Source organism: Variovorax sp. MSC1_012, from assembly GCF_023667525.1.
In the GTDB taxonomy this organism is placed as follows: domain Bacteria; phylum Pseudomonadota; class Gammaproteobacteria; order Burkholderiales; family Burkholderiaceae_C; genus Variovorax; species Variovorax beijingensis_B.
The window spans coordinates 450,218-473,366 of sequence record NZ_JAMOZJ020000002.1 but is presented as its reverse complement, the minus strand read 5'-3'; the positions used below and the strand labels follow the sequence as shown (position 1 = coordinate 473,366).

20 protein-coding genes are annotated in these 23,149 nt (G+C 66.1%); 6 read left to right on the top strand and 14 right to left on the bottom strand.

Annotation, left to right across the window (positions count from 1 at the left end):
• Positions 1-29: 29 nt before the first annotated feature.
• From tssI to L1081_RS27545, 5 genes are all read right to left on the bottom strand, one after another.
• Positions 30-2,927 (bottom strand): type VI secretion system tip protein TssI/VgrG, encoded by a 2,898-nt coding sequence (gene tssI, locus L1081_RS27565; RefSeq protein ID WP_489417805.1) that lies wholly within the window; start codon positions 2,925-2,927, stop codon positions 30-32.
• A 294-nt stretch (positions 2,928-3,221) separates the two neighbouring features.
• Positions 3,222-4,619, bottom strand: a complete 1,398-nt coding sequence (locus L1081_RS27560) for a DUF3526 domain-containing protein (protein ID WP_489417804.1) — start codon at positions 4,617-4,619, stop codon at positions 3,222-3,224.
• Complete coding sequence (locus L1081_RS27555) at positions 4,616-6,037, bottom strand: DUF3526 domain-containing protein (RefSeq protein WP_489417803.1); 1,422 nt, start codon at positions 6,035-6,037, stop codon at positions 4,616-4,618. Before L1081_RS27555 ends, L1081_RS27560 begins: the two co-directional genes overlap by 4 nt.
• Positions 6,034-6,777, bottom strand: a complete 744-nt coding sequence (locus L1081_RS27550) for an ATP-binding cassette domain-containing protein (RefSeq protein WP_489417802.1) — start codon at positions 6,775-6,777, stop codon at positions 6,034-6,036. Before L1081_RS27550 ends, L1081_RS27555 begins: the two co-directional genes overlap by 4 nt.
• A gap of 10 nt (positions 6,778-6,787) precedes the next feature.
• Entirely contained in the window at positions 6,788-8,878 is a 2,091-nt protein-coding gene (locus tag L1081_RS27545; protein WP_489417801.1) for a TonB-dependent receptor domain-containing protein, read from the bottom strand.
• A 178-nt stretch (positions 8,879-9,056) separates the two neighbouring features.
• On the opposite strand from L1081_RS27545, the gene L1081_RS27540 reads away from it, so the two are divergent.
• Positions 9,057-9,875 (top strand): glucose 1-dehydrogenase, encoded by an 819-nt coding sequence (locus tag L1081_RS27540; protein WP_489417800.1) that lies wholly within the window; start codon positions 9,057-9,059, stop codon positions 9,873-9,875.
• Between the two features lie 10 nt (positions 9,876-9,885).
• On the opposite strand, the gene L1081_RS27535 is transcribed toward L1081_RS27540, so the two are convergent.
• From L1081_RS27535 to L1081_RS27515, 5 genes are read right to left on the bottom strand one after another with little or no spacing between them, the layout of a single operon-like run.
• Positions 9,886-10,842, bottom strand: coding sequence for an NAD(P)-dependent oxidoreductase (locus L1081_RS27535; RefSeq protein WP_489417799.1), 957 nt, complete (start codon positions 10,840-10,842; stop codon positions 9,886-9,888).
• A 2-nt stretch (positions 10,843-10,844) separates the two neighbouring features.
• Positions 10,845-11,318, bottom strand: a complete 474-nt coding sequence (locus L1081_RS27530) for a type II 3-dehydroquinate dehydratase (protein ID WP_489417798.1) — start codon at positions 11,316-11,318, stop codon at positions 10,845-10,847.
• 7 nt (positions 11,319-11,325) lie between these two features.
• Positions 11,326-11,946: a glutathione S-transferase N-terminal domain-containing protein gene (locus tag L1081_RS27525; protein WP_489417797.1), complete on the bottom strand. Its 621-nt coding sequence runs from the start codon at positions 11,944-11,946 to the stop codon at positions 11,326-11,328.
• Positions 11,946-12,923, bottom strand: coding sequence for a putative NAD(P)H-quinone oxidoreductase, PIG3 family (locus L1081_RS27520; RefSeq protein WP_489417796.1), 978 nt, complete (start codon positions 12,921-12,923; stop codon positions 11,946-11,948). Before L1081_RS27520 ends, L1081_RS27525 begins: the two co-directional genes overlap by 1 nt.
• 49 nt (positions 12,924-12,972) lie before the next feature.
• A complete protein-coding gene (locus L1081_RS27515) occupies positions 12,973-14,121 on the bottom strand; it encodes a polyamine ABC transporter ATP-binding protein (protein ID WP_489417795.1) in 1,149 nt (382 codons plus the stop codon).
• A gap of 263 nt (positions 14,122-14,384) precedes the next feature.
• On the opposite strand from L1081_RS27515, the gene L1081_RS27510 reads away from it, so the two are divergent.
• Both L1081_RS27510 and L1081_RS27505 read left to right on the top strand, forming a co-directional pair.
• Positions 14,385-15,635, top strand: a complete 1,251-nt coding sequence (locus L1081_RS27510; RefSeq protein WP_489417794.1) for an NAD(P)-binding domain-containing protein — start codon at positions 14,385-14,387, stop codon at positions 15,633-15,635.
• Positions 15,636-15,641: 6 nt separating this feature from the next.
• Positions 15,642-16,784, top strand: a complete 1,143-nt coding sequence (locus L1081_RS27505) for an L-lactate dehydrogenase (RefSeq protein ID WP_489417793.1) — start codon at positions 15,642-15,644, stop codon at positions 16,782-16,784.
• Between the two features lie 3 nt (positions 16,785-16,787).
• On the opposite strand, the gene argE is transcribed toward L1081_RS27505, so the two are convergent.
• The 4 genes from argE to L1081_RS27485 form a co-directional block, all read right to left on the bottom strand.
• A complete protein-coding gene (gene argE, locus L1081_RS27500; protein WP_489417792.1) occupies positions 16,788-17,945 on the bottom strand; it encodes an acetylornithine deacetylase in 1,158 nt (385 codons plus the stop codon).
• 42 nt (positions 17,946-17,987) lie between these two features.
• Positions 17,988-18,947 (bottom strand): LysR substrate-binding domain-containing protein, encoded by a 960-nt coding sequence (locus tag L1081_RS27495; RefSeq protein ID WP_215245501.1) that lies wholly within the window; start codon positions 18,945-18,947, stop codon positions 17,988-17,990.
• A 65-nt stretch (positions 18,948-19,012) separates the two neighbouring features.
• Complete coding sequence (locus L1081_RS27490) at positions 19,013-19,684, bottom strand: DUF1028 domain-containing protein (RefSeq protein ID WP_215245500.1); 672 nt, start codon at positions 19,682-19,684, stop codon at positions 19,013-19,015.
• 5 nt (positions 19,685-19,689) lie between these two features.
• Positions 19,690-20,103, bottom strand: a complete 414-nt coding sequence (locus L1081_RS27485) for a RidA family protein (RefSeq protein WP_047783773.1) — start codon at positions 20,101-20,103, stop codon at positions 19,690-19,692.
• A gap of 319 nt (positions 20,104-20,422) precedes the next feature.
• Between L1081_RS27485 and L1081_RS27480 the strand changes: the two genes are divergently transcribed.
• From L1081_RS27480 to L1081_RS27470, 3 genes are read left to right on the top strand one after another with little or no spacing between them, the layout of a single operon-like run.
• The gene (locus tag L1081_RS27480) at positions 20,423-21,430 is read left to right on the top strand and encodes an extracellular solute-binding protein (RefSeq protein ID WP_489417791.1); all 1,008 of its coding nucleotides are present in this window, start codon (positions 20,423-20,425) and stop codon (positions 21,428-21,430) included.
• Between the two features lie 31 nt (positions 21,431-21,461).
• Positions 21,462-22,310: an ABC transporter permease gene (locus tag L1081_RS27475; protein WP_319442644.1), complete on the top strand. Its 849-nt coding sequence runs from the start codon at positions 21,462-21,464 to the stop codon at positions 22,308-22,310.
• A gap of 1 nt (position 22,311) precedes the next feature.
• A complete protein-coding gene (locus tag L1081_RS27470) occupies positions 22,312-23,133 on the top strand; it encodes an ABC transporter permease subunit (protein WP_489417790.1) in 822 nt (273 codons plus the stop codon).
• The last annotated feature ends 16 nt before the right edge of the window (positions 23,134-23,149 follow it).

The window sequence follows — 23,149 nt, the reverse complement described above, 5'->3', positions numbered from 1 at the left end:
GTTGATGGATGCGGCACCGGCTGCGGCCGTCAGCCCGCAAAGCCCGGTGTCTGGCCCGGCATCCCGGCCGATGCACCGGGCAGCAGCCGGGGCGCCATGCCGGCTGCGGCCTGGGTGGCCTGTCCGAGCAGCGCCCTGGCGCCGCCTTGCTCGATGGCTTGCGCCGCACCGACGGCCTGCTGGGCGATGCCCGCGGCCTGTGCGAGCTGTGCCGCACGGCCGCCAAGCTGGCCCAGGGCGCTGCCGGCAATGCCGGCAACATTGGCAACACCACCACCGACGCTGCTGAGCAGGCCGGCTGCACCGCCGCCGTTTGCCGCGCCGATACTCGCGGTGGTGGCGGGCTCTTCGGGCCAGCGATCGGGCTCGCCGAAGTAGCTGCCCTTTTCCCACGGATCGCTCGGGTCCTTGCCGAACGTGACCTTGGCCTGTCCGATGGGAAGGCCGGAAACGCTGGCAAAGCCATTGGCGTCGAGCGTGCCGGTGTGCGTGCCGCCATCGGAGTCGACCACCGTGTAGTCGCCTTGCCGCACGCCCTGCCGCGTGGCGCCGTCGGCCTTGACGTACTGGTGGTACAGGTCGAGCTGGCCCCTCGGAAGCTGGGGTGGCTGCGGCAGCCGCGGCTGTCCGTCGCTCTTCGGCCCCACCATCGAATGCGAAGCCGCATGCGCGCGCCACAGCCCGTTGGTGCCGCTCTCGATGCCGCCGGCCGTCCAGCGCGTGTAGCTGGAGCCGCCGTTGATGAGCACCTCTTCCTTGGCCGTGATGGTGATCCGGTTGGCCTCCAGCTTGATGTCCAGCTTGGCCAGCGCGTTGATGCTGTCCCTGAGCGCCGTGATGTCGATGTCGGCCGCCGCCGCCGCCATGCGGATGCCGTTGTTGAAGGCCACCATGCGCACCGCATCCTTGGCGCTCACCAGGAAGCTGTTGCCCGTGGCCACGCTGGTGTGCGCGCCGCTGCTGATGGCCGTGTGCGCCACGCTCACGAGGTGGGTGCTCGCGGCCGTGGTGGCCTGGATGCCCGCGGGGCTGGCCAGCGTCAGGTGCGGCTCCTGGAACTCCGGGAACTCGCCCTGGGCCGGGCTGCCGCCTTGCCCCCTGATCGCATCGTTCTGTTCCTTGAGGCTCCGGGCCACCTCGTCCTGGTCGCCCGCCTCGTGCGCCTGGGCCTGCTGCGCCATCTGCGCCAGGCTCTCGTGCAGGTCGCGCCCCTGCGTGAGCCGCGCCACCGTCTCGCGCATGTCGGTGATGTGGCCCTGGGCATTGGCGCGGGCCTCGGTGCTCAGCAGCAGGCCCTTGGCCGATCTCACCGTCCCGTGCCCGTCGGTGCGCAGCTCGAAGCCCTGGCCGCGGTCGTCCTGGCGCCCGGCCGTGTCCTCGATGCGCCCGATGTGGCCCAGGCTCAGGCTGGAGCTCTGGTGGTCGCTCTTGAGCTGGGCCTGCACCTTGCCGTTCGAATCGTCGAGCGCCAGGTGGTTGCTCTTGCCACCGCCCAGCTCGCGGCTGCGCAGGCCCGTGAGCTGCTTCTGCTGGGGCAGCTGCCAGGCCGGCATCTGGTCGGCGTTGTGCACCCGGCCGGTGACGATCGGGTGGTCCGGGTCGCCGTTGAGGAAATCGACGATCACCTCCTGCCCGATGCGCGGCAGCGCGGCCGCGCCGAAGCTGGCGCCGGCCCAGGCGGTGGACACGCGCAGCCAGCAGCTGGCGTTCTCGTTGCGCTGGCCCAGGCGGTCCCAGTGGAACTGGACCTTGATGCGGCCGTAAGGATCGGTCCAGATCTCCTCGCCGGGCGGGCCCACCACCACGGCGGTCTGCGGGCCGCGGGTGCGCGGCTTGGGCGTGGCGCGCCGCGGGCGCCAGGCGTAGCTGGTGGGCTGGGCCTCGAAGGCGAAGCGCTGCACCGAGCCTTCGCCCGCATTGGCGCCTTCGCTGGCCTGCAGGTTCTCCTGCAGGTCGTAGTCGACCGCCAGCAGCAGGTGCTGGCGGTTCTGGTCCTCGCGCGGATGGTCGCGCAGGCGAAAGGTGTGGCCAGGGGCCAGTTCGCGCAAGTTGGCGCGGCCGCTGACCCTGCTGCGCTGGCTCAGCTGCTCCTCGGTGCGGATGCGCGCGTAGGTCTCGCCGTCGTCGTGCTGCAGGTGGTCGCCCGGCCATTCGTACTGCTCGAAGCCGTCGTGCGCGTGGCCCGGCGGCATCTGGCGCCGGCTGGCGAGGTCGGCCTGGGGCTTCTCGAAGTCGTAGTGGTTGCGAAAGTGGTGGCCGGATCGGATCTCCTCGGCCTGCGCCCATTCGTAGATGCGCTCGCTGGCCTCCAGCCCGCCGGTCATGCCGGCCTGCTCGTGCGGGTGGTAGCGCACGGTCTCGCCGCCGGGCAAGGAGGCGTGGGCGCTGGCGATGTCGTCGGCGAACACCAGCACGTGCTGCCCGGCCTCGTGCCTGAACCAGAAGTAGAGGCCCTCGTGCTCGCACAGGCGCGAGATGAAGTCGAAGTCGCTCTCGTGGTACTGCACGCAGTAGGTCCAGGGGCGGTAGCTGCGGCTGAGCTTCTGCTCCATCGGGTGGCCGTAGCGCCCGAGCACGGCCGCAACGATCTCGGGCACGGTCTGGTCCTGGAAGATGCGGAAGTCGGAGCGGCGCGTGGCGAGCCACAGCCAGGGGCGCAGCCGCATTTTGTAGAAGGCCTGGCGGTCGTCTTCGTGCGACAGGCCGAAGCGGGTGACAAGGCCGGCCAGGTAGCGCGGGGTGCCGCTCTCGGTCTCCATCACCACGGTGGCGGGCTTGCCGAGCAGGGCCTTCGCATCGATGGCGTTGCTGCTGCCCAGCAGGTCCAGGTCGAAGGCATAGGCCTGGCTGAGCGCCTCGCGCCCCGCCAGGCGGTGGAATTGCAGTGCCTCGCCCACCGGCGTCTGGATGGTGACGCGGCGCTTCACGAGCCGCCACCTTGCAGGAACGTGGTGTCCATGTGACCTCCCTGATCTTTTTCTTCTTCTCGAGAAGAAACTAGCCAATCAACTGTCTGGATGCAATGTGTGTGACAGGACGCATCAATCAGCTGGATTATGCAAGAGGGCTTTGGTCATTCATGGGTAATTCGACACGGATCGAGGCTATTTGATGACCGTTGGCGTAAGATGTAATCAATACGGGCTACATTCCTCGCGCACCAAGACGCTGGACGAGGCCCTTTGGGTTAGCCGGCCGAGCGGCTCGCCGGCCTCGCGCGGCTATGGTTTCTCCAACGATCTGCGTGCGAGCGCGATGCAGCCCGACAGCGCCAGCGCCACCAATCCCAGCAGCAGGACTTGGCGCAGCACCTCCGATGTGCTTGCGTCCGATGGCGTCTCGAAGCGAGGCAGCCTGTCGAAATCCTCGGCCGCGAGCCCCTGATAGTTCATGATGCGCGGGACGAAGAAGTCACGCCACGCGTCTTCGTAGGCGTTCACGCGCTGCACGTGGCGCAGGTAGCGCGGCGCGTCGATGCCGGCCAGCCGGTCCGCGGCCATGGCCAGTGCCAGGCTCGGGGACAGCCAGTTCCTGCGTTCCAGCCAGGCGAAGCGGCGGGCGCGCGCGTCGTCGAAGCCTTCCATCAGGGGCCGGATCCGGCGGTCCTGCGCGAGGTAGCGCGGCAGGAACGAGACCGGCCACGTGTGGCTGCGGGCTGCGGACGGCGCGGCTGCGGGATGGGCGGCATACCAATCCGCCAGATGCTCGTCCATGTGAACCTCGGCATCCTGCTGCGCATCGCGAATCTCCGCGATGGCGGCCAGCCGCGACGGCATTGGCGCCTGCCGATCGGCCCATGCAGCCAGCGCGGCCGGGATGGCAAAGGTCGACAGCAGCCAGCACGCAAGCAGGCCGAGGGCCGCGGAACCCGAGGACACCGGCAGCAGGCAGAACAGGCCGGCCAGGGCCAGCCAGAAAGCACAGAACGCGGTCACGGCGGCCAGCCAGCAGAACAGGGCCCCGGCGGTAGCACCCGGATCGAGCGCGAAGGCGAGCAACGAAGCTGCCGCGGCAATGCCCCAGGCCGCGATGCCGCGCAGGCCCAGCGCCATGGCAAAGACCTGTGTGGGCCGGGCGCACTGGGTCACCACCCATGGCCATCGCCCCTGCTCGCGCTCCTCCTGCACCAGCCCGCAGCTCAGGCCCAGGATCGCCAGGGGCAGCAGCAACGCGAGCACGGTGGAGAAGTCGGGCAGGCCAAGGTCTTCCAGCAGCGGGTTGCCGAGCCGTTCCGCCTTGCGGGCATCGGTATGGCGGCTTTCGACGGTCACCCGCGCATCCGGACTCAGCAGCTCGAAGGTTCCGGTGCCGAGCGCCAGGCCGCCGAGCGCCGGCAACCGGGCCGGCGGTGCATCGCCGCGCGCGAACTGGAAGGCCGCCATCATGGCCCTGGTGCCGTCTGCTGGCTGGGCCGCCATGGCCCGGGCCTTGATGCGAAGCTGCTCCCAGTTCTCCTGCTGTGCCGTGGCCGCCGCACGGTAGTCCCGCGCGGCAAGGCCGGACCATGCCGCGCTCGCACCGAGCAGCAGCGCAAACACCGCAAGCACCCAGAGGTTCAGGCGCTGCTTCAGGAAACGATGCCATTCGGCGCGCGCCAGGCGCATCGGCATGGCGGTCATGGCTGGAGCTTTCGCACGCTGGCGGCCAGAAGCCATCCGGCGCCCAGCGCCCAGGCCAGCAGCAGGGCGAAATCGGGCAGGGCGGCTTTCAGCGCGAAGCCGATGCCTGGCGGGACATAGCGGAACGCATCGACGGAACGCCACAGGTCGTTGTCCGCGTAGCGGTCGTCGAAGGAGGTCAGGCCGCGCGTGTGGTCCGCGTCCCACTGGTCGATCTTCGCGTTGACGTGGCGCCGATACGCTTCGGCGGCATCTTCGAAATGGCGCTGGTGCATGAGGTCGGTGCCTGCCATCTTCATCGAGATGGCGCGCATCGCCATGGCCGGGCTGAATGCGGCGGCGGCGCGCAGCCACTGCGCCTGCAGCATGTGGCGCCGCCACAGGTCGTCGAAGTGAAGCGCATGCACCCGGTCCGCATAGGCATCGCGCGCCATGCGCCGCACCGCCGCGACACCGAAGGGCAGGTCCTCCAGCCGCTTGGCATCGTGGCGCTGCAACAGTTCGGCCTCGAATGCCTTGCCGCGCGCGGCGAGGTCGGGGTCGCCCGGAAGGCCCTGCGTGTAGTCGCGCTGGATGTCGCTCCAGAAGCGCTCGGCCGTCGGCAGCGGCACGGCACGCTCGGCCGCCGCGGCACCCAGGCGCGGCACGACGAAGACGAAGGCGATCCACAGGCCCAGCAGCACGAAGAGGCTGAGCCGGCTGGTGGGAAGCCATGCCGACACCGCGAGCGCCAGCGCGGCAAAGATGCCGTAGTAGAGAAGAAACGACCCCGCCGCGAGCACGCCGCGCGCGATCGCATCGACCTGCGGAAGGCCCCCGGCCGCCGCCAGCGCGAGGCCACCGCCGACGCAGGCCGGCAGCAACAGCGCGACGACCGACATCAATGCGGCGAACTTGCCTGCCAGCAGGCGGCTGCCCGGAAGGCCGGCGCTGTGCAGCATGCGCAGCGTGCCGCTCTCGCGCTCGGCGCTGACGGCATTGAAGGCCAGCGCGATGATGAGCAGCGGCAGCAGCGCCACCAGCGCAAAGGCCGGTGTCAGCTGGCCGAAGCGGACCGAGGGTGCTTCGTCGGCCGCGGGACGGAAGCGCGTCATGTTGCGGCGATGCGGCTCGAGCCAGAGCGCCTGCCCGAGGTAGGGATCGAGCCCGGGGTCGATGGCGGCGAGGGGCGAGTCCGGGCGCAGGGCATAGAGCCCGAAGTGCGCGCCGCGGTGGGGATGCTTGTCGCCCTGCGCGTCCCACTGCGCGCGCACGGCCGCGGCTACCTGCGCCTTCTCCGCGGCAAGCCGCCGATGCTGCTGCGCCGACGTGACCAGCAGGCCGGCGAGCAAGAGGCCCATGGCCAGCGCCAGCACCGCAAAGCGTCCATCGCGAAGCAGCGCCCGCAGTTCCTTGCGCAAGACCGCGAACAGCCTCACGAACGCGCCTCCGGATCGCCGCCGCGCGTGTGGGCGAGGTAGGCGTGTTCCAGCTCGCCGTGGTTGACCGTGTGCGCGTCGAACTCGGCGACCAGCCGGCCCTCCTTCAGGATGCCGATGCGGTCGGCCACCTGCCTCGCATTGAACAGGTCGTGCGTGGCCATCAGCACCGCCATGCCGTTGCTGGCGGCGGCGCGGATGCGCTGCGCGAAATCGTTGGCGGCGCCGGGGTCCAGCCCCGAGGTCGGCTCGTCCAGCAGCATGGCCTGCGCCTCTTTGGCGTCGGCGATGGCCAGCCCCACTTTCTGGCGCATGCCCTTCGAATATGTCGACACCCTGGCGTCGTGTGCCGGTGCCTGCAGCCCCGCCCGCTCCAGCAGCCCCCGCGCCGCGGCGCGCGAGAGCGCGATGCCTGCGAGCGTGCAGAAATACTGGAGGTTCTCCACGCCGCTCAGGTACGGATAGAGCGCCACGTTCTCGGGCAGGTAGGCCAGTCTCCGGCGCACCTGGGGGGCCTCGCGCACCGGCGAGAAGCCGGCCACCCGCACGTCGCCGGAGGCCGGCTGCACGAAGCCCAGGAAGACATTCAGCGTGGTGGTCTTGCCCGCGCCGTTGCCGCCGAGCAGCGCGTAGACGCAGCCGGCGCGAACCCCGAGGTCGAGGCTGTCGATGGTGCGGCGGCCCCCGCGTTCGACCGTGAGCGCGCGCAGCGAAAGGATCTCTTCTTCTTCCTGTGCCATGGAGCGCGCGTCAGAAGAAATAGCGCACCGACGCGCCCACCTGGGTGCGCGGCTGGGGCGAGATCAGCAAGCCGGCCGAGGAGCCGTAGGCAATGTCGAAGGCGAAGCGATGGGGCTGGAAGATCGCGAAGACGGAAAACTGGATGTTCTCGCGGTCGTAGGTGGCCTTGAGGTCGTAGCGCGTGTAGGTGGGCATCATGCGCAGCTGTGTCTGCGGCGTGCCCAGGTAGTAGGGATTGTTGGCCGTCAGATAGGCGTCGACGTTGAGCGTGAGGCGCCCGGCCCCGAGGCGCTGCCGGTATTCGGCGCCGAGCTTGAACTGGTGCTCGGGCACCGAAAGGCGTGCGCCCGTGTTGGGCAGCGGGTTGTTCACGCGCGCTTCGACAATGCGGCCGTAGCTGCCGTAGACCGACCAGCTCGGGCCGAGCCGCAGCCGCGTCTCGAGTTCGTAGCCCTTGCGCGTCGTGTCGCCCACCGACTTGTACGAACCGTCCGGCTGCGCGACGATCTCGTCCTGGTTGAGCGTGTGATAGGCCACCCCCGAGGCCGTCCAGCCCGGTGCGGCGGTGAGCGCGAAGCCGATGTCGCGGGATTTCACCTTGGATGGCGCAACGCCGTACACCGTGCCTCCCGCGGCGCCTAGCGGACCGGTCGCGCCGCTGCTGCTGATCTGCTCGGCGGCCGGCGAGCGGAAGCCCTCGGCCACGTTCGCGAACACCTCGAGTGCCGGCGTGATGCCCCAGACCGCGCCGATCTTCGGCGTCGTCACCGCGTCCTTGTAGACCGTGGAGGCGCCCGGCAGCTTGCGGTTCTGGATGTCGTAGTCGAACCAGTCGCGCCGCACGCCGCCCAGCAGCTTGAAATTGGATGCCAGCTTGTACTGGCCCTGGGCAAAGAGGCCGTAGGTCAGAAGATCGAGCTGCTGGTTGTTCACGTAGTTGGCGGTCGGCAGCCACGAGCGCCAGATCCGCCGGCTGGCATCGCCGGCATCGCGGCGCAATTCGCCGCCGAAGATGAGCGATGCCCTGTCGCCGAAGACCAGGTTGTGCGCCAGCCGGCCACCGTAGAAGTGGCGGTCGTCCGAACCCACCGTGTGCTGGACGCTGCTGCTCGCGATGCCGCGCACGCGCTCGAAGCGCTCGGCATACGCGGTGGCGGACCAGCCTTCCTCTCCCACCGCGGGGCTTCGGTTGAAAACCAGGGCGGTGCGCTCGCCGCTGCCGAAACCCGGCAGGTTGAACTGGGTCGAGCGTGGATCGACGGCGCCACGCTGCAGATCCGGCAGCAGTAGATAGCCCGCCGCGACGGCGTCGGACTTGTAGTGATTGATGCGCAGGCTGTAGAGGCCGTCTCCCGCGCGCGTCGAGAGTTTCCAGAAGAGGTTGTCGCGCGCGGTCTTGCCGTCGCGCCGGTAGCTGTCGGTGCGATAGCTGTCGGCGATGAGCAGCGACTGCACTTCGTTGAATGCGTTCGACAGCACCAGCGAGGCGCGGCGGCCGCCATGGCTTTCGAGCGAAAGCCCCACGCTGGAAGGGATCGGGCCGCTTTGCGTCGCGAGGTTGACCGCGCCGGCGCGGTTCTGGTCGCCGTAGAGCGCGGAGATCGGCCCCTTGATGACGTCGATGCGCCCGATCATGTCCGGGGTGATCCATTCCAGGTACGCCGGCCCGTGTCCTGCGCCCGCCTGGCTCGAAGGCATGTTTTGCGGCACGCCGTCCACGTATACCGCCGTATCCGCGCCATGCGTGCCCTGGGTGGCGAAACCCCGCATGCGAAAGCCGTTGCCGGTGTCGCCCTGGTCGATGTTGTTGGCCACCACACCGGGCACGCGCCGAAAGACGTTGGAGATGTCGCGCCCCACGTTGAGCGTGCCGATCTCCTCGGCCGTGATCACGCTCAGGCCCGAGGGCAGGCCGGTGCTGTCGCTGGTGACCGCCGTGCGCTTGCGCTGGCGCTCGGCAACCTCGTCGTTCGCGGTCACGCTGACTTCGCCGAGCGTCTGGACCGAAGGCTGCGCGGCCGCAGCCCCTGCGCAGGCGACGCCGGCAATCAGCGTAAAGGACGAGGGGAGCCGACGTGTGAAATTTGCGAGCGCGTTCATGGATGGGAGGAGCCCGGGGCCGAGCGGCGGGCACGGGGGCAGGTGGAGTCGTTGGAATTATTAATGATATTGCATTCGCAATAACAAGTGGTCATGAATTCCGGCGCTTGTGCTGTACTTCCAGGCTTTCTCCCCCGTCGGCGCTGTCGCACGGGTTTCTTCCACTGCAGGAGTTCCAATGACAGGTCTCTCCACTTCATCTTCCTCACCCCGCGTCGCCGTCGTCACCGGAGGCGCGCGCGGCATCGGCCTGGCCATCGGCCGCTGGTTCCTGGCGCACGGCTACAGCGTCGCGCTGCTCGACATCGACGGCGCCACGCTCGACCAGGCGGTGGCCGAACTCGCGCAGCCTGCAGAGCTGCTCGGCCTGCACTGCGACGTGTCGAAGCCGTCGCAGGTCGAGAGCGCCGCAAAGGCCGTGGTGGAGCGTTTCGGCCGCGTCGATGCGCTGGTCAACAACGCCGGCGTGGCGGTGTTCAAGCCGGTGCTCCAGACCTCGTTCGAGGATTGGCGCACGGTGCTCGGCACCAACCTGGACGGCGCGTTCCTGTGCACACAGGCCTTCGGCGCGCTGATGGTCGAACGCGGGAGCGGCGCGGTGGTGAACATCGCCTCCATCTCCGGCCTGCGCGCGAGCACGCTGCGGGTGGCCTACGGCACCAGCAAGGCGGCGCTCATCCACCTGACCAAGCAGCATGCGGTGGAGCTGGGCAACGCCGGCGTGCGCGTGAACGTGATCGCGCCGGGGCCGGTGGAAACCGAGATGGCCAAGCTCGTGCACAGCGTGGCGATCCGCTCCGACTACCACGACACCATTCCGCTGGGCCGCTACGGCACGCCGGAGGAAATGGCCAACGCCGTGGGCTTTCTGTGCAGCGACGAGGCGAGCTTCATCAACGGCCAGGTGCTGGCCGTCGATGGCGGCTTCGATGCCGCGGGCGTCGGCCTGCCGACCCTGCGCCGGGGCATGCCCGTGCCTCCCACCGGCCACGCCTGAAGGACGCCCGTCAATATCCGCGGGATGGCTCGACGATGTTGTCTGGCAGTTCGCCGGCTGAGACGCGCAGGATGTTGGCTGCGATCTGCCTGGCCGAGGATGATGGAATGGCCACCGATGCGAGGTGCGGGGTGATGAGCACGTTGGGCATGCTCCACAGCGCATCGCTGGCCGGCAGGGGTTCGCGCTCGAAGACATCCAGCGTTGCCGCGCCGATGTGGCCACTTTGGAGGAGTTTCGTCAACGCGGCCTGATCCACCAGGGCGCCCCTTGCGACGTTGACGAATGCAGCGCCGGGCCGCAATTTTTCGAGGCGGGCGCGATCGAAGAGCTGCTTTGTCTGCGGCGTGAGTGGCAGCATCAGGACGACGATGTCCGCTTGGCCAATCACGGAATCGAGCGTCTCCATGCCGGCCGAACACTCCACGCCATCGATCTGCGCAAGGCTGCGCGACCAACCCAGCGTCCTGAACCCCTGGCGCTGAATTTCATGCGCTGCCTTGGCTCCCAGATGCCCCAGTCCCAGCACCGCAACGGTTATTTCCTCCGGCGAACGCGGGTGGCGATAGGCCCACTGGCCTGAGCGCTGGGCCTGCTCGAAGACCGGAATATCCCGGGCGTGCCGGAGCACCGCGAACAGGACATACCCGGCCATCATCCGCGACATCTGCGGATCGGTAATCCGGGTGATGGGAACGTTCCCTGGGAGGTCGCCTCGCCCCACCAGCGAGTCGACTCCGGCGCCCAGGTTGATGATCAGCCGCAGATTCGTCATGCGTTCGAAAATGCCCTGCGGGGGTTTCCAGACCATGGCGTAGTCGATCTCTTCCGGCCGCTCGGTCTGGCTTGCGTGAATCACCTGGAGTGCCGGAAGCTGGGTCTGAAGCGCCTTCTTCCAGGTCTGGAAATCGTCGAAGTCGCTATAGAAGGCCAGGGTGCCGACAGCCGCTGCTTCAGGAAACGTCATCTTCAGGAAACCTGTTTGTTCTTTCGCACCAGGCGCGCGACGGCCTCGATGGCGAGTTCATAGCCGTCTCCGCCGAGTCCTGCAATGACACCATCCGCCGCCTTGGATATGTAGGAGTGATGGCGGAAGGGCTCGCGCTTCCAGATATTGCTCATATGGGCTTCGATGATCTTCCCGGGAAAAGACAGCAGGGCATCCAGGATGGAGATGGACGTGTAGGTCAAACCGGCCGCATTGATGACGATGCCGTCCGCGACGCCGCGGGCTTCCTGGATCCAGTCGATCAGCTGTCCTTCATGGTTCGACTGCAGAAAGCGCAGGCGGACCTCCAGCGAGGCGGCCTTTTGCTCGCAGCGCGACTGCAGGACGGGGAAACTGTCGGTGCCGTAGTTCTTGGCGGAATCCAGGCCGTAGAGGTTGGCGTTGGGGCCGTTCAGGAACCAGACGGAGATGGGAGGATTCGAGGTTTCGGTCATCGTTTTCTCAAGCTTCGTAGGGTTGGGTGGCCTGCATGGCGGGCAGGCTCTGGAAAGCTTCGTTCCAACGGGCGGCGATGCCGCATTTCGCGCGCCAGTTCAGTTCGGGAAATCGGAAGTCCAGATACCCCAATGCGCAGCCGACGGTGATCTCGCCGATGGTGGGCTTGTCGTGGGCCAGCTCGGATGCGATGGTTTCGATCGAGGCGAGGCAGGCCGTGACCTTGGTCAACAGGGTCTCGCGCCAGGTGGGCCACTGGAATTCGGGGGGACGCGCCGTCAGCTCGTAGCGCGCCAGCAGCGCGGCGTCGAGCAGGCCATCGCCCAGCGCCTGGCGGCTGAGCGCCGTCCATCGATCGGCGCCGGACGCGGGAAATATCGCCCCTGCGTCCGCCTGGCTGGCCAGGTACTCGCAGATCACGCGGCTGTCGTAGAGGACCTGGCCGTCTTGCAGGATCAGGGTCGGCACCTTGGCGAGCGGGTTGTGAGCCGCGATGCGCGGGTCGCGTCGAACCGGATGAGCGGCGCTGTCCAGGAGTTGGATTTTCTCGGCCTGTCCGGTCAGATGCGCACACACCATGACCTTTCGCACGAAGGGCGACGTCGGAGCAAAGAGGAGTTTCATCATCAGGGCACCAGCACCAGCTTGCCGAACACCTTGCCGCTTTCCAGCATGGCATGCGATGCCGCGGCCTCGCCGACCGGAAAAGTGGCGTGGATGCGCGGCGCGATCCGCCGGCTCCTCAGCAGCGGCATGACGTGGTGGGCCAGGCGCCTGGCCATGCGGGCCTTTTCGGCGTGGCTTTGCGGACGCATGGTGGAGGAGTGCAGGCTCAGCTGGCGCTGCATCAGCGTCAGCAGTTCGATGCTGACCGCCGAGCCCTGCATGAAGGACAGGCTGACATGCCGTCCGCCGAAAGCCATGGCTTGAAGATTGCGGCGCACATAGTCGCCGCCGACGATGTCGAGCACCACGTCCACGCCACGCCCCGCGGTGTAGTCCAGGCAGGCCTGGGCGAAGTCGGTGGTGGGCCAGCAGATCGCCAGATCGGCGCCGAGGGCCTTCAGTTCGGGGAACCGGGCTTCATCGTTGTCGGTCACGATGACCGTGCAGCCGGCCGCATGGGCCATCTGGATCGCCAGGGTGCCGATGCCGCCCGCGGCGCCGTGGATCAACACCGTCTCGCCCATCGCGAGACGCCCGAGTTCGAACAGGTTGTGCCAGACGGTGAAGAGTCCTTCGGGCAAGGCCGCGGCCTCGATGTCGGACAGAGGGGCCGGCACGACGAAGGAATGATCGACCGATGCCGTGCACCACGGCGCATAGCCCCCGCCGGGCACCAGACTCATGAGCCGCTGGCCCACCAGCGCGCTGTCGGCACCCGGGCCGCAGGCAACCACCTCGCCGCACACCTCCAGTCCGAGGACGTCGGTGATGCCGGGCGTGGGCCTGGCGATGCCCTGGCGCTGCATGACGTCGGGCCGGTTGATGCCGGCGGCCAGCACGCGCAGCAGGACTTCGCCGGCGCCTGGGACGGGCATGGGGCGCTCGGCCAGCACCAGCACGCTGGCATCGCCGGGCTCCCGGGCGACGATGGCTTGCATTGAACTTGGAAGGGAGGTTCTGACGTCGGTCATGGGGTTTGCCGGGCTGTTACTTTCGGGAGCTGAAGACGCTGATGCCCTCATCGAGAAGCGCCAGCCCGGCGACCGAGCCGACGGGCCAATGCTGCATGGCGTCCAGGCCTGCACTGCGCACCGTGATCACCTGCCGGGCCGTCCTCGGAACATCCACATCCACGTAGGTGTTGATGTGGTCACCCTGGAAGACGTGGTGGATCACGGTGCCGCTCAGGACCGAACCGGCATGCAGGCTCTCCAGCAGGATGTGTTCCGGCCGGACGTAGACGTCCAGCCTTTCGCCTTCGTGCGATGCATCGACCAGCCGAGCCTGCGGAAGACTGAGATAGCCGGAGCCCAGGCGCAGCTGGATCTCGTGGGCGGTCTTGCCGTGGTAGTGGGCCGGCAGGATGTTCACGTCGCCAAGAAAGGACGCCACGAACGGATCCTGCGGACTGCGGTACAGGTCGGCCGGCGAAGCGATCTGGCGGATGACGCCGGCCGACATCACGGCGATGCGGTCCGACATCGCCAGCGCCTCGCCCTGGTCGTGGGTGACGAAGACCGTCGTCAGGCCCAGGCGGCGCTGGATCTCGCGAATCTCGACCTGCATCGAGCCGCGCAAACTCTTGTCCAGAGCCGAGAAGGGCTCGTCGAGCAGCAGCACCTTGGGCTGGATGATCAGTGCGCGCGCCAGCGCCACACGCTGCTGCTGGCCGCCGGAGAGTTCGCGCGGCTTGCGGTGCCCCAGGCCGGTGAGCTTGACCATGGCCATCGCTTCCTTGACGCGCCGGGCCACCTCGTCGTTGGGTACGCCCCGCATCCGCAGGCCATAGCCGATGTTGCGCTCCACGGTCATGTGCGGAAAGAGCGCGTAGTTCTGGAAGACGATGCCGATCTGCCGCTTGTGCGGCGGATCGCTGGTCACCGGCTGGCCCTCGATGAAGATCTCGCCGCTGTCGGCCTCGGCAAAGCCCGCGATCAGGTTGAGCAGCGTCGTCTTGCCGCAGCCCGACGGACCCAGCAGGGTAAGGAACTCGCCACGCTTGATCTTCAGCGAGACCTCGTGCAGCACGGTCTGGTCGTGGTACTTCTTGACCACGCCCTCCAGGCTGACGGCTGTGTCGGCCTGCGGATGCGAAAGGCCGGGCTGCGCTGCAGGGTCGGAGTGGACTACTTTCATGCGCGAACGATAAGCCAGGAGTCCGTGTCCAGGCCTTTGCCGAAATTGATGCCGCCCCTCGGAAAAACGAAAGGTCTCGATGGCCGCGGGGCACAGGTCCCAGCGAGGGCCTTGCGGGCAGCGCTTTGCTTTTTCCTAAGCCCTGAATCCGAAAAACGTGATTTTCAAATGCGGTGTGCTTCTTCAGACTCGCCTGCATCGATGGCTGGTGTCTCCAGGCTGCCTGGCGACGTGCATCAGTGCGATCTTCTTTAGGAACACAAATGTCAGTGGAAAAAATCAATACCTTGGTGGTCGGCGCTGGTCAGGCCGGCATCGCCATGAGCGAGCATCTTTCGCTCGTGGGCGTGCCGCATGTGGTGCTGGAGCGCAACCGGATCGCGGAACGCTGGCGCTCGGAGCGTTGGGATTCCCTGGTCGCGAATGGCCCCGCCTGGCATGACCGTTTTCCAGGGTTGAAGTTCGAAGGCGTTTCGCCGGAGGCATTTCCGCCGAAAGAGCGCATGGCGCAGTATTTCGAGGACTACGCCGCCATGCTGAAGGCGCCCGTGCGCACCGGTGTCGAGGTCAAGCAGGTGGAACGCAACGTGGGTCGCCCGGGCTTCAAGGTCACGACCTCGGAGGGAGTCATCGAAGCGATCAACGTCGTTGCGGCCACCGGTCCCTTCCAGATTCCGGCCTATCCGAAGATCGTTCCCGAAACCGACAGCATCCAGCAGCTGCATTCCTCGGCGTACAAGAACCCGGGCCAGTTGCGGGAAGGCGCCGTGCTGGTCGTGGGTGCGGGCGCTTCCGGCTCGCAGATTGCCGAGGAACTGCGCAAGGCGGGCAAGACGGTCTATCTCTCGGTGGGCGAGCACTACCGCCCGCCGCGTTCCTACCGCGGCCGCGATTACTGCTGGTGGCTCGGTGCCCTGGGCCTGTGGGACGAGGTCAAGACCAAGCCCAAGAAGCAGCACGTCGCGTTCGCCGTCAGCGGCTACGAGGGCGGCAAGACGGTCGATTTCCGTCGCCTTGCGCACATGGGCGTGACGCTGGTCGGCCTGACCAAGGCCTACAAGGACGGTGTCATCGAGTTCGAAGAAGGCCTGGCCAGGAATGTCGCGGAAGGCGACCAGGCGTACTTCGACGTGCTGCGCGAAGCGGATGCCTACATCGAGCAGAACGGCTTGCCCTTTGCGCCGGAGCCCGAAGCCTGGGAGCTGCTGCCGGACCCGGACTGCCTCAAGGAGCCGATCATGAGCCTGGATCTCGCCAAGGCCGGCATCACGACGATTCTCTGGGCCACCGGATTCGCCTTCGACTACAGCTGGCTGAAGGTCAATGCCTTCGATGAAAAGGGTGCGCCGTTTCACAAGCGGGGCATTTCCGCGGAGAGCGGCATCTACTTCCTGGGACTCCCGAACCTGGTCAACCGCGCCTCGTCCTTCATCTACGGCGTGTGGCACGACGCGAAATACATCGCCGACCATATCGCGGTCCAGGATGCGTACATGTCGTACGGCAAGACCTGAGCCTGCATGGCCGAGATCACCTGCATCGAAGACCTGCGCCGCCTGGCGAGGAAACGCGTGCCCCGGATGTTCTACGACTATGTGGATGGCGGCTCGTGGACCGAATACACCTACCGTGCCAACGAAGAGGATTTCGGCAAGATCGAGTTTCGCCAGCGCGTGGCGGTGGACATCACCGAGCGCAGCACCGCCAGCACCATGGTGGGACAGGCGGTCAGCATGCCGGTGGCGATTGCGCCCACGGGTCTCGCCGGCATGCAGCATGCCGATGGCGAGATCCTGGCGGCGCGCGCGGCGCAGAAGTTCGGCATACCGTTCACCTTGTCGACCATGAGCATCTGCCCGATCGAGGCGGTGGCCGAAGCGACCGGCCGCCATCCGTTCTGGTTCCAGCTCTATGTGCTGCGCGACCGGAGCTTCGTGGAAGGCCTGATCGAGAGGGCCGGCAACGCCAACTGTTCCGCGCTCGTGGTCACCATGGACCTGCAGGTATTCGGGCAGCGTCACAAGGACAAGAAGAACGGCCTGTCTACATCCCCTCGGCCGACCCTGCGCAATCTCGTGAACCTGGCGAGCAAGCCGCGCTGGTGCTGGAACATGCTGGGCACGCGGCATCGCCATTTCGGCAACATCGTCGGGCACGCGAAGGGCGTGGACAACATCGGCTCGCTGGTGGAGTGGACCCGGGAACAGTTCGATCCGCGCCTGTCGTGGCAAGACATCGAATGGATCAAGAAGCGCTGGAACGGCAAGCTGATCGTCAAGGGCATCCAGGATCCCGAGGATGCGCGGCTGGCGGCTGAAAGCGGGGCCGACGCCATCGTGGTGTCCAACCACGGCGGGCGGCAGCTCGACGGCGCCTCGTCGTCGATCTCCACCTTGCCACGCATCGTGGAGGCCGTCGGACACCGGGTGGAGGTGCACATGGATGGCGGCATTCGCTCGGGACAGGACGTGCTGAAGGCGATCGCGCTCGGGGCGCGCGGCACCTACATCGGCCGCGCCATGATGTACGGCCTGGGAGCCCTGGGAGAGAAAGGCGTTGCCACGGCCTTGCACCTCATCCAGAACGAACTCGATCTCTCCATGGCCTTCTGCGGCAAGACGGATGTCCGCGGCGTCGACCGCGAAATCCTGCGCATGCGCTGAGGCCTACTGGCAGAGAAAGTCGACGAGGGCGGCCATCATCCGGTCGCAGGCTTCGATCTGCGACAGTTCCACGTATTCATCGGCCTTGTGCGCCACCTCGATGCTGCCGGGGCCGCAGATCAGCACCGGAGTTTCGCGCCAGCTCTGCTTGAACAAGCCGCCTTCGGATCCGAAATCGACCTTTGTGCAGCGGGTGCCGGGGGGCAGCAGGGAACCGAGCAGGCCGACGGCCGGCGAATCCTCGGGCGTGCTCAGGCTGGGATAGCTGTTGGTCAGCTGGATGTCCGGCAACGGGGCCTCGGGATGCACCGCATCGGCCGCCACGCGTTCGGCCAGGCGTTGCAGCACGCGGGCCAGGATCTCCTCGGGCTGGTCTTGCGAGACATGGCGGATCTCGAAACTGAGCTCGCATTCGCTGGGCACGATGTTCAGGGCCCGGCCGCCGTGGATCACGCCGACATGGACCGTGGAGTAGGGCACGCCGTAGCCCTCCTCGCGAGGGCCGGTCTCCGACAGTTCGCGCTGCACCTCGCGCATCGACGCGACGAGGTCGCTCGCCATGTGGACGGCGTTGATGAACCTTGGCGCCAGGCCCGAATGGCCGGCCTGGCCGCAGCAGATGGCCCGATAGGCGGACTTGCCCTTGTGACCCGTGCCGATGCGCATCAGGGTGGGCTCGCCGACGATGCAAAGGTAGGGCGCGGGGAGGTCGTTCTCGAGCCGGCGCAGCAGGTGGCGCACGCCGACGCAGCCGATCTCCTCGTCGAAGGACAGGGCCAGTTGCAGGGGGCGCTTCAGCGGTCTGCGGGCCGCAGCCACCATGGCGATGACGGCGCAGGCGACGAAGCCCTTCATGTCGGCCGCACCGCGTCCGTAGATGCGGCCATCCTTGTGCGTGGCCTCGAAGGGCGGCGAAGTCCAGGGCTGACCGTCCACGGGCACCACGTCGGTGTGTCCGGAGAGCAGGACACTCGGGACGCCTTGCGGGCCCACCGTGGCGAACAGGTTGGTCCTGCTGGCGTCCTGCGGGTCCGGTGCAAGGGTCGATTCGATGCCGGCTTCCGCCAGGATCTCCTGGACCTTGTGGATGAGCCCGATGTTCGGTTTCAGGGAAACCGAGGGAAAGGCAATCAGGGTCTCCAGCAGCGAGGTGCTGGACATGCTTGCGGCACTTTCTTGATCCATGGCGATGCGTTGGGCGCTTCAGGGCGCTGCGATGTGGGGGTCGAAGAATCTCGCCGCGCTCATGCCGGGGATGTACTGGTCGGAGATGTAGGCGCGGCAGCGCTCCATGAAGACGCGGGTCAGCCGCGACTGCTTCATTGGCTTGTACGTTGCCAGGCCAAGCTGCATCGGGCGATTGGTGCCGGCCAGACGCACACGCACCATGCGTTTGCCGTCGAGCGCCTGGTTTGATTTGGGCCGCACGTTGAACAGCGCATACCCGATGCCGTTGGCCACCATGGAGCGCACTACTTCCTCGGACCGTGAGCGCGCCACGATGTTCGGCGTGACGCCGGCCTTGGCGAAAAGCGAGGTGAAGTACTCCCGGCTCATCGGCAGGTCGAGCAGCACGTAGGGCTGGGGTGCCAGCTCCTCGAACGTGACGGCCTTCTCCTGCGCCAACGGATGCAGTTCGCTCACCAGCACATAAGGCGGCAGCGTCGCCAGGGTTTCGAACTCGATGTCGTCGCCCAGGTGCAGGTCGTAGGTGATCGCCAGGTCGATCTCGAGCGCACGGATCTTGTTCATCAAGACCACCTGGTCGCCTTCGACCATCTCCACTTCCACCGTCTCGAACGCCCGGGAAAATCCGAAGATGACCTCGGGTGCAATCATGGCGGTGAGCGACTGGAAGCTGCCTACCCGCAAGACGCCTTGCATGACATCGCTCGAATCCGAGGCGATCTCATACAGGCGGGAGGACTGGTCGAGCACGTCTTCACACTGCCGCAGCACCAGGGTGCCGATGGCGGTCAGTCCCAGTCCCTTGGAGGGATGGCGGACGAACAACTGCACGTTCAGTTCGGACTCGAGATGCGCAATGGCCGCGGAGATCGAAGGCGAGGAGATATGGATCTGCGCCGACGCGGCGGCGATGCTGCCGTGCGTCGCGGTGGCGACAAAATACTCCATCTGACGCAAGGAAACGCGGTTGAGCATGTCGAGGTAGAGAAGAGGCTGGGGAGCGGCGCGGGACGTTGGCAGTCCAGTGTACCGGCGGCCCTTCAGAGGTTTCCAGGCACCCCGAAGCTGGGGGCCGCGCGCGGGTCGAGCGCCCGCGTGATGTAGGCCTGCAGCTGCGGTTCGTACACCTTCCAGGTGGCGTAGAGGGCCTGCACCGGATCGAGCTCCACCCAGTCCAGCCGAAGATCCACGATCGGCCAGTTCTGCTCCCCGTAGACCAGCAGGCCGGCCGAATGCACGGGGCCTTCCTCGCCACCAGCCGCCTGGCCGGCGAGCATGGCCTGCATCAGGCGTTCGGCCAGCGGGCCTTCGGCGCTCTCGAATGCCGAGAGCATCGCCTGGGGCACCTCGCATGTGAGCAGCATGTTGCCGGCGCAGGCAGCATGCGTGCCGACCACGCTGGCCAGGGTGCCGAGCGCCTTGGCCCCGGTGAAAACCACCGGCGGGTTCGACGCATCGATAGCCATCACCTGGCGGTAGTCGATGAAGGGGCGCTTTTGCAGCTCGGCCAACGCTTGCGCCGGCGTCAGCCCGCTGGCGAGCAGGTCCAGGGCGAGCGGGCCCAGATCCGGATCGGTGATGTTCTGGCTGGCGGCGGCGCCCACGTGCGTGCGGCCGCGGATGCAACGCGCGGCGACCGCGGGGGAGGACGAGGCAACGGCAGCACCGAACTGCCCGGTGGCGGGGCAGCGCGCGATGATGGAGAACGTCATGGGGCTCAGTCGGGAATCATGGCCGTGGCATCAATTTCCACCAGCCATTCCGGACGGGCCAGGGCAGACACCACGATGCCTGTCGATACGGGAAAAACCCCTTTCAGCCAGCGGCCCACGACGAGATAGACGGCCTCGCGGTAACGCGGATCGATGATGTAGATCGTGATCTTGCAGATGTCCTGGAGTTCGCCGCCGGCCTCCTTGAGCAGCATCGCTATGTTCGCCATGGCCTGCTCCGCTTGACCGCTGACATCCCCGATACAGACGCTCTCGGACGTTTCAAGGTCCTGTCCGATCTGCCCGCGCAGGAAAACGGTGCTGCCTCGAGCGACAACGGCCTGGCAAAGGTCGTTGTCGAGCTTCTGTTCCGGGTACGTGACCTTGGTATTGAAAGGCCGGATGCGGGTGTGTTTCATGTTGCGGGGGGCTGATGACGGGAACGGCAATGGTCATCGGCGTCGGACATCGGTGCCATTTGTATTTTCCGGGCGACCGTTTAGGAATTTCCGAGCTTTGCCCGCGGACCCGCGCCCATCAGGAAAATTGAGGCACCTCTAAGTAAAAGGCGACTTGGCCGCAAGTCGTGAGTTCCACATCATCCGGTCGCTGAGGTGAGTGGGCATGGTGCTGGCGCAATGCTTGCACCTTCAGTGCGACTCGCCGACGGATTGCCGGCTCCGACCAACGTTCAACTTTTCGATCTGAGGGTTTTCAATGATTCGCAAGCTTTTGACAATGTGCGTGCTTTCCGCCACGCTGGCCGTCACATCGGCCTACTCGCAGGACAACGCCCTGGTGGTGAGCACATGGGGTGGCAGCTTCCGCGACCTCATCGACGAGAACATCGGCAAGGAGTTCACGAAGCAGACCGGCGTGCCGGTGAAGTACGTGACCGGCGGCACCATCGACCGCCTGAACAAGGCCAAGCTCGCTTCCAAGCCCGAAAGCGACATCACGTTCACGACCTCGCATGTCGGCTGGCTCTACGTGAACAGCGACCTGTTCGAGCAGCTCGACAACAGCAAGATCCCGAACGCCAGCCGCCTGGTCGACCGCGCCAGGATCAGCCCGTACCACATCGGCAGCTGGGCCTATGTGTATTCCATCGGCTATCGCGCCGACCTGCTGCCGCCCAGCGTCAAATTCGAAAGCTGGAATGACCTGTGGAATCCGGCCCTGAAAGGCAAGATCAGCGCCCCTGACTTCGACCCCAGCCACTTGATTGCGGTTGCCGCCATGCTGTCGGGCGGAGATGCCAGGTCCTGGGAAAAAGGCCAGGACAAACTCAAGGCGCTCAAGCCCAACTTCAAGGCCTTCTATACCAACGACGCCAACGCGCAGCAATTGATCGCCACCGGGGAAACGCCCGTGGAAGTCATTCTTTCGATGAACGCGTACCACATGGCCAGCCAGGGCGTGCCGATCAAGGTGGTCATGCCCAAGGAAGGTGCGGTGCTCGGCGTTGACACCATGGCCATCATGAAGGGAAGCACCAAGGCCGACCTGGCCCACAAGTTCCTGAACATCGCGCTGTCGCCCGAAGTGCAGTCAAGGATCGTGGCTTCGAAGAAAGCCAGCCCGGTCGTCGACAACGCAACGGTTTCGGCCGAAGACGCCAAGCTGCCGGGCGTATTCACCACCAAGGCACAGTGGGACACCCAGACCATCGTCATCGACAACAAGCTGCGCGCCGAGAAGACTGCCGAGTGGCGCAAGTGGTTCACCGAGAACATCATGAACTGACCCCGTTGGGTCTCTGGAACAAGGTTCAGGAATGCGCTCCGATCTACGGGCCTGGCTGGTATCTCCAGCCGTCATTGTTGCGATGGGCATCGCCGTCTCACTGGCCGCGGTGTTCCAGTTCAGCTTTCGGGCGTTTGTTCCCGGCTCACTGGATGTCGGCGGGCTGACCTTCGCCAATTTCTCCGGCATGGGCAAGTCGATCTATCTCGATGCGTTTGCCAATACCTTGTTGCTGAGTGTGGAGACGACGGTGTTCTCGCTTGTCGCCGCCTATCCCCTGGCCTACGCCCTGGTTCGCGTGAAGAACCGGGCTCTCAAATCCTTCATCCTGATCGTTTCGATCACGCCGCTATTCCTGGGTGAAATCGTCCGGACTTACTCGTGGATCGCCGTGCTGGGCAGCAACGGCTTCATCAACGGCACCTTGCGAAAGCTCGGCTTGATCGAATGGCCGTTCGAACTCATGTTCACCCACCTGGGCGTGCTCGTCGCGCTGGTGCACGTGACGATTCCCGTGGTGGTCCTGATGCTCGCCACGGCGATCTCGCACATCAACCGCGACTATGAAAAGGCCGCGCAAAGCCTGGGCGCGGGCCCCGTCAAGACTTTCGTCACGGTCACGCTGCCTCTTTCGATGCCGGGCATTCTGGCCAGCATCACGACCGCCTTTGCCTGGACCTTCAGTGCCTTTGCGACGCCCCAGATGATTGGCGGAGGCCGCGTGCCCACGGTGTCGACCCTGGTCTACCAACTCGGCTTTTCCTCCATGAATTTTCCGCTGGCAGCCAGCCTGAGCGTGATGGGGCTGCTGATGACGACCGCGGCGCTCTTTGCCTTGGGACTCTTGACGAAGCGCCTGAAGGCCGTTGGAGGACATTGAAATGAAAATCCGAAGTTCCCTGCCTCTGCCGCTGCGTGTTGCCGGGCCGCTGCTGATCGCCATCCTGCTTGCATTCGTATTGTTGCCGGTGGTGGTGGTGACGATCGCCGCATTCAACGAAAAAGCGATCCTTGCCTTTCCGCCTGAATCGTATTCGCTCAAGTGGTTTGTGCGGGTGTTCAGCTATCCGGATTTCCAGGAAGGATTTCGCTCGAGCATGGTCGTCACCGGATGGTCTTCCTTCCTGGCCTTGGTGATCGGGACGTGTCTGTCCATCGCGGTGAAGCGGCTGGAGTTCCGCGGCAAGCAGCTCCTCCTCGCGATCCTGCATTCGCCGCTGGTGGTGCCGCATTTCACCTTGGGGCTGGGCCTGCTCATCCTGGTGTCGCAGACCTCGGTGCAACGTGGATACGGCATCGTCATCCTGTGCCACGTCATGCTGGTGCTGCCCTTTGTGCTCAGGAGCGTCTATGTTTCCATGGAGAACCTGGACGAACGGCTCGAGCAGGCGGCGGCCAGCCTGGGCGGGTCGCCGGTGAAGGTGCTTTTCACCGTCACGGTTCCTCTTCTGGCTCCGGGGCTCTTCGGTGGATGGCTGTTCGCCGCCATCATGTCATTCAGCGAATTCACCGCATCGCTTTTCGTGACGACACAGGACACGCAGACGCTGCCGGTGGCCATGTACAACTATGTTCGGGAGTTTGCCGACCCGACCCTGGCGGCGCTCTCCGCTGTCTACATTGCGGTGACTGCGGCACTGCTTGCGTTTGCCAATTATTTTCTGGGCTTGGGGAAAGTCCTCAACATCGAGGACAACCACTAGCGTGGCGCTGCGGGTG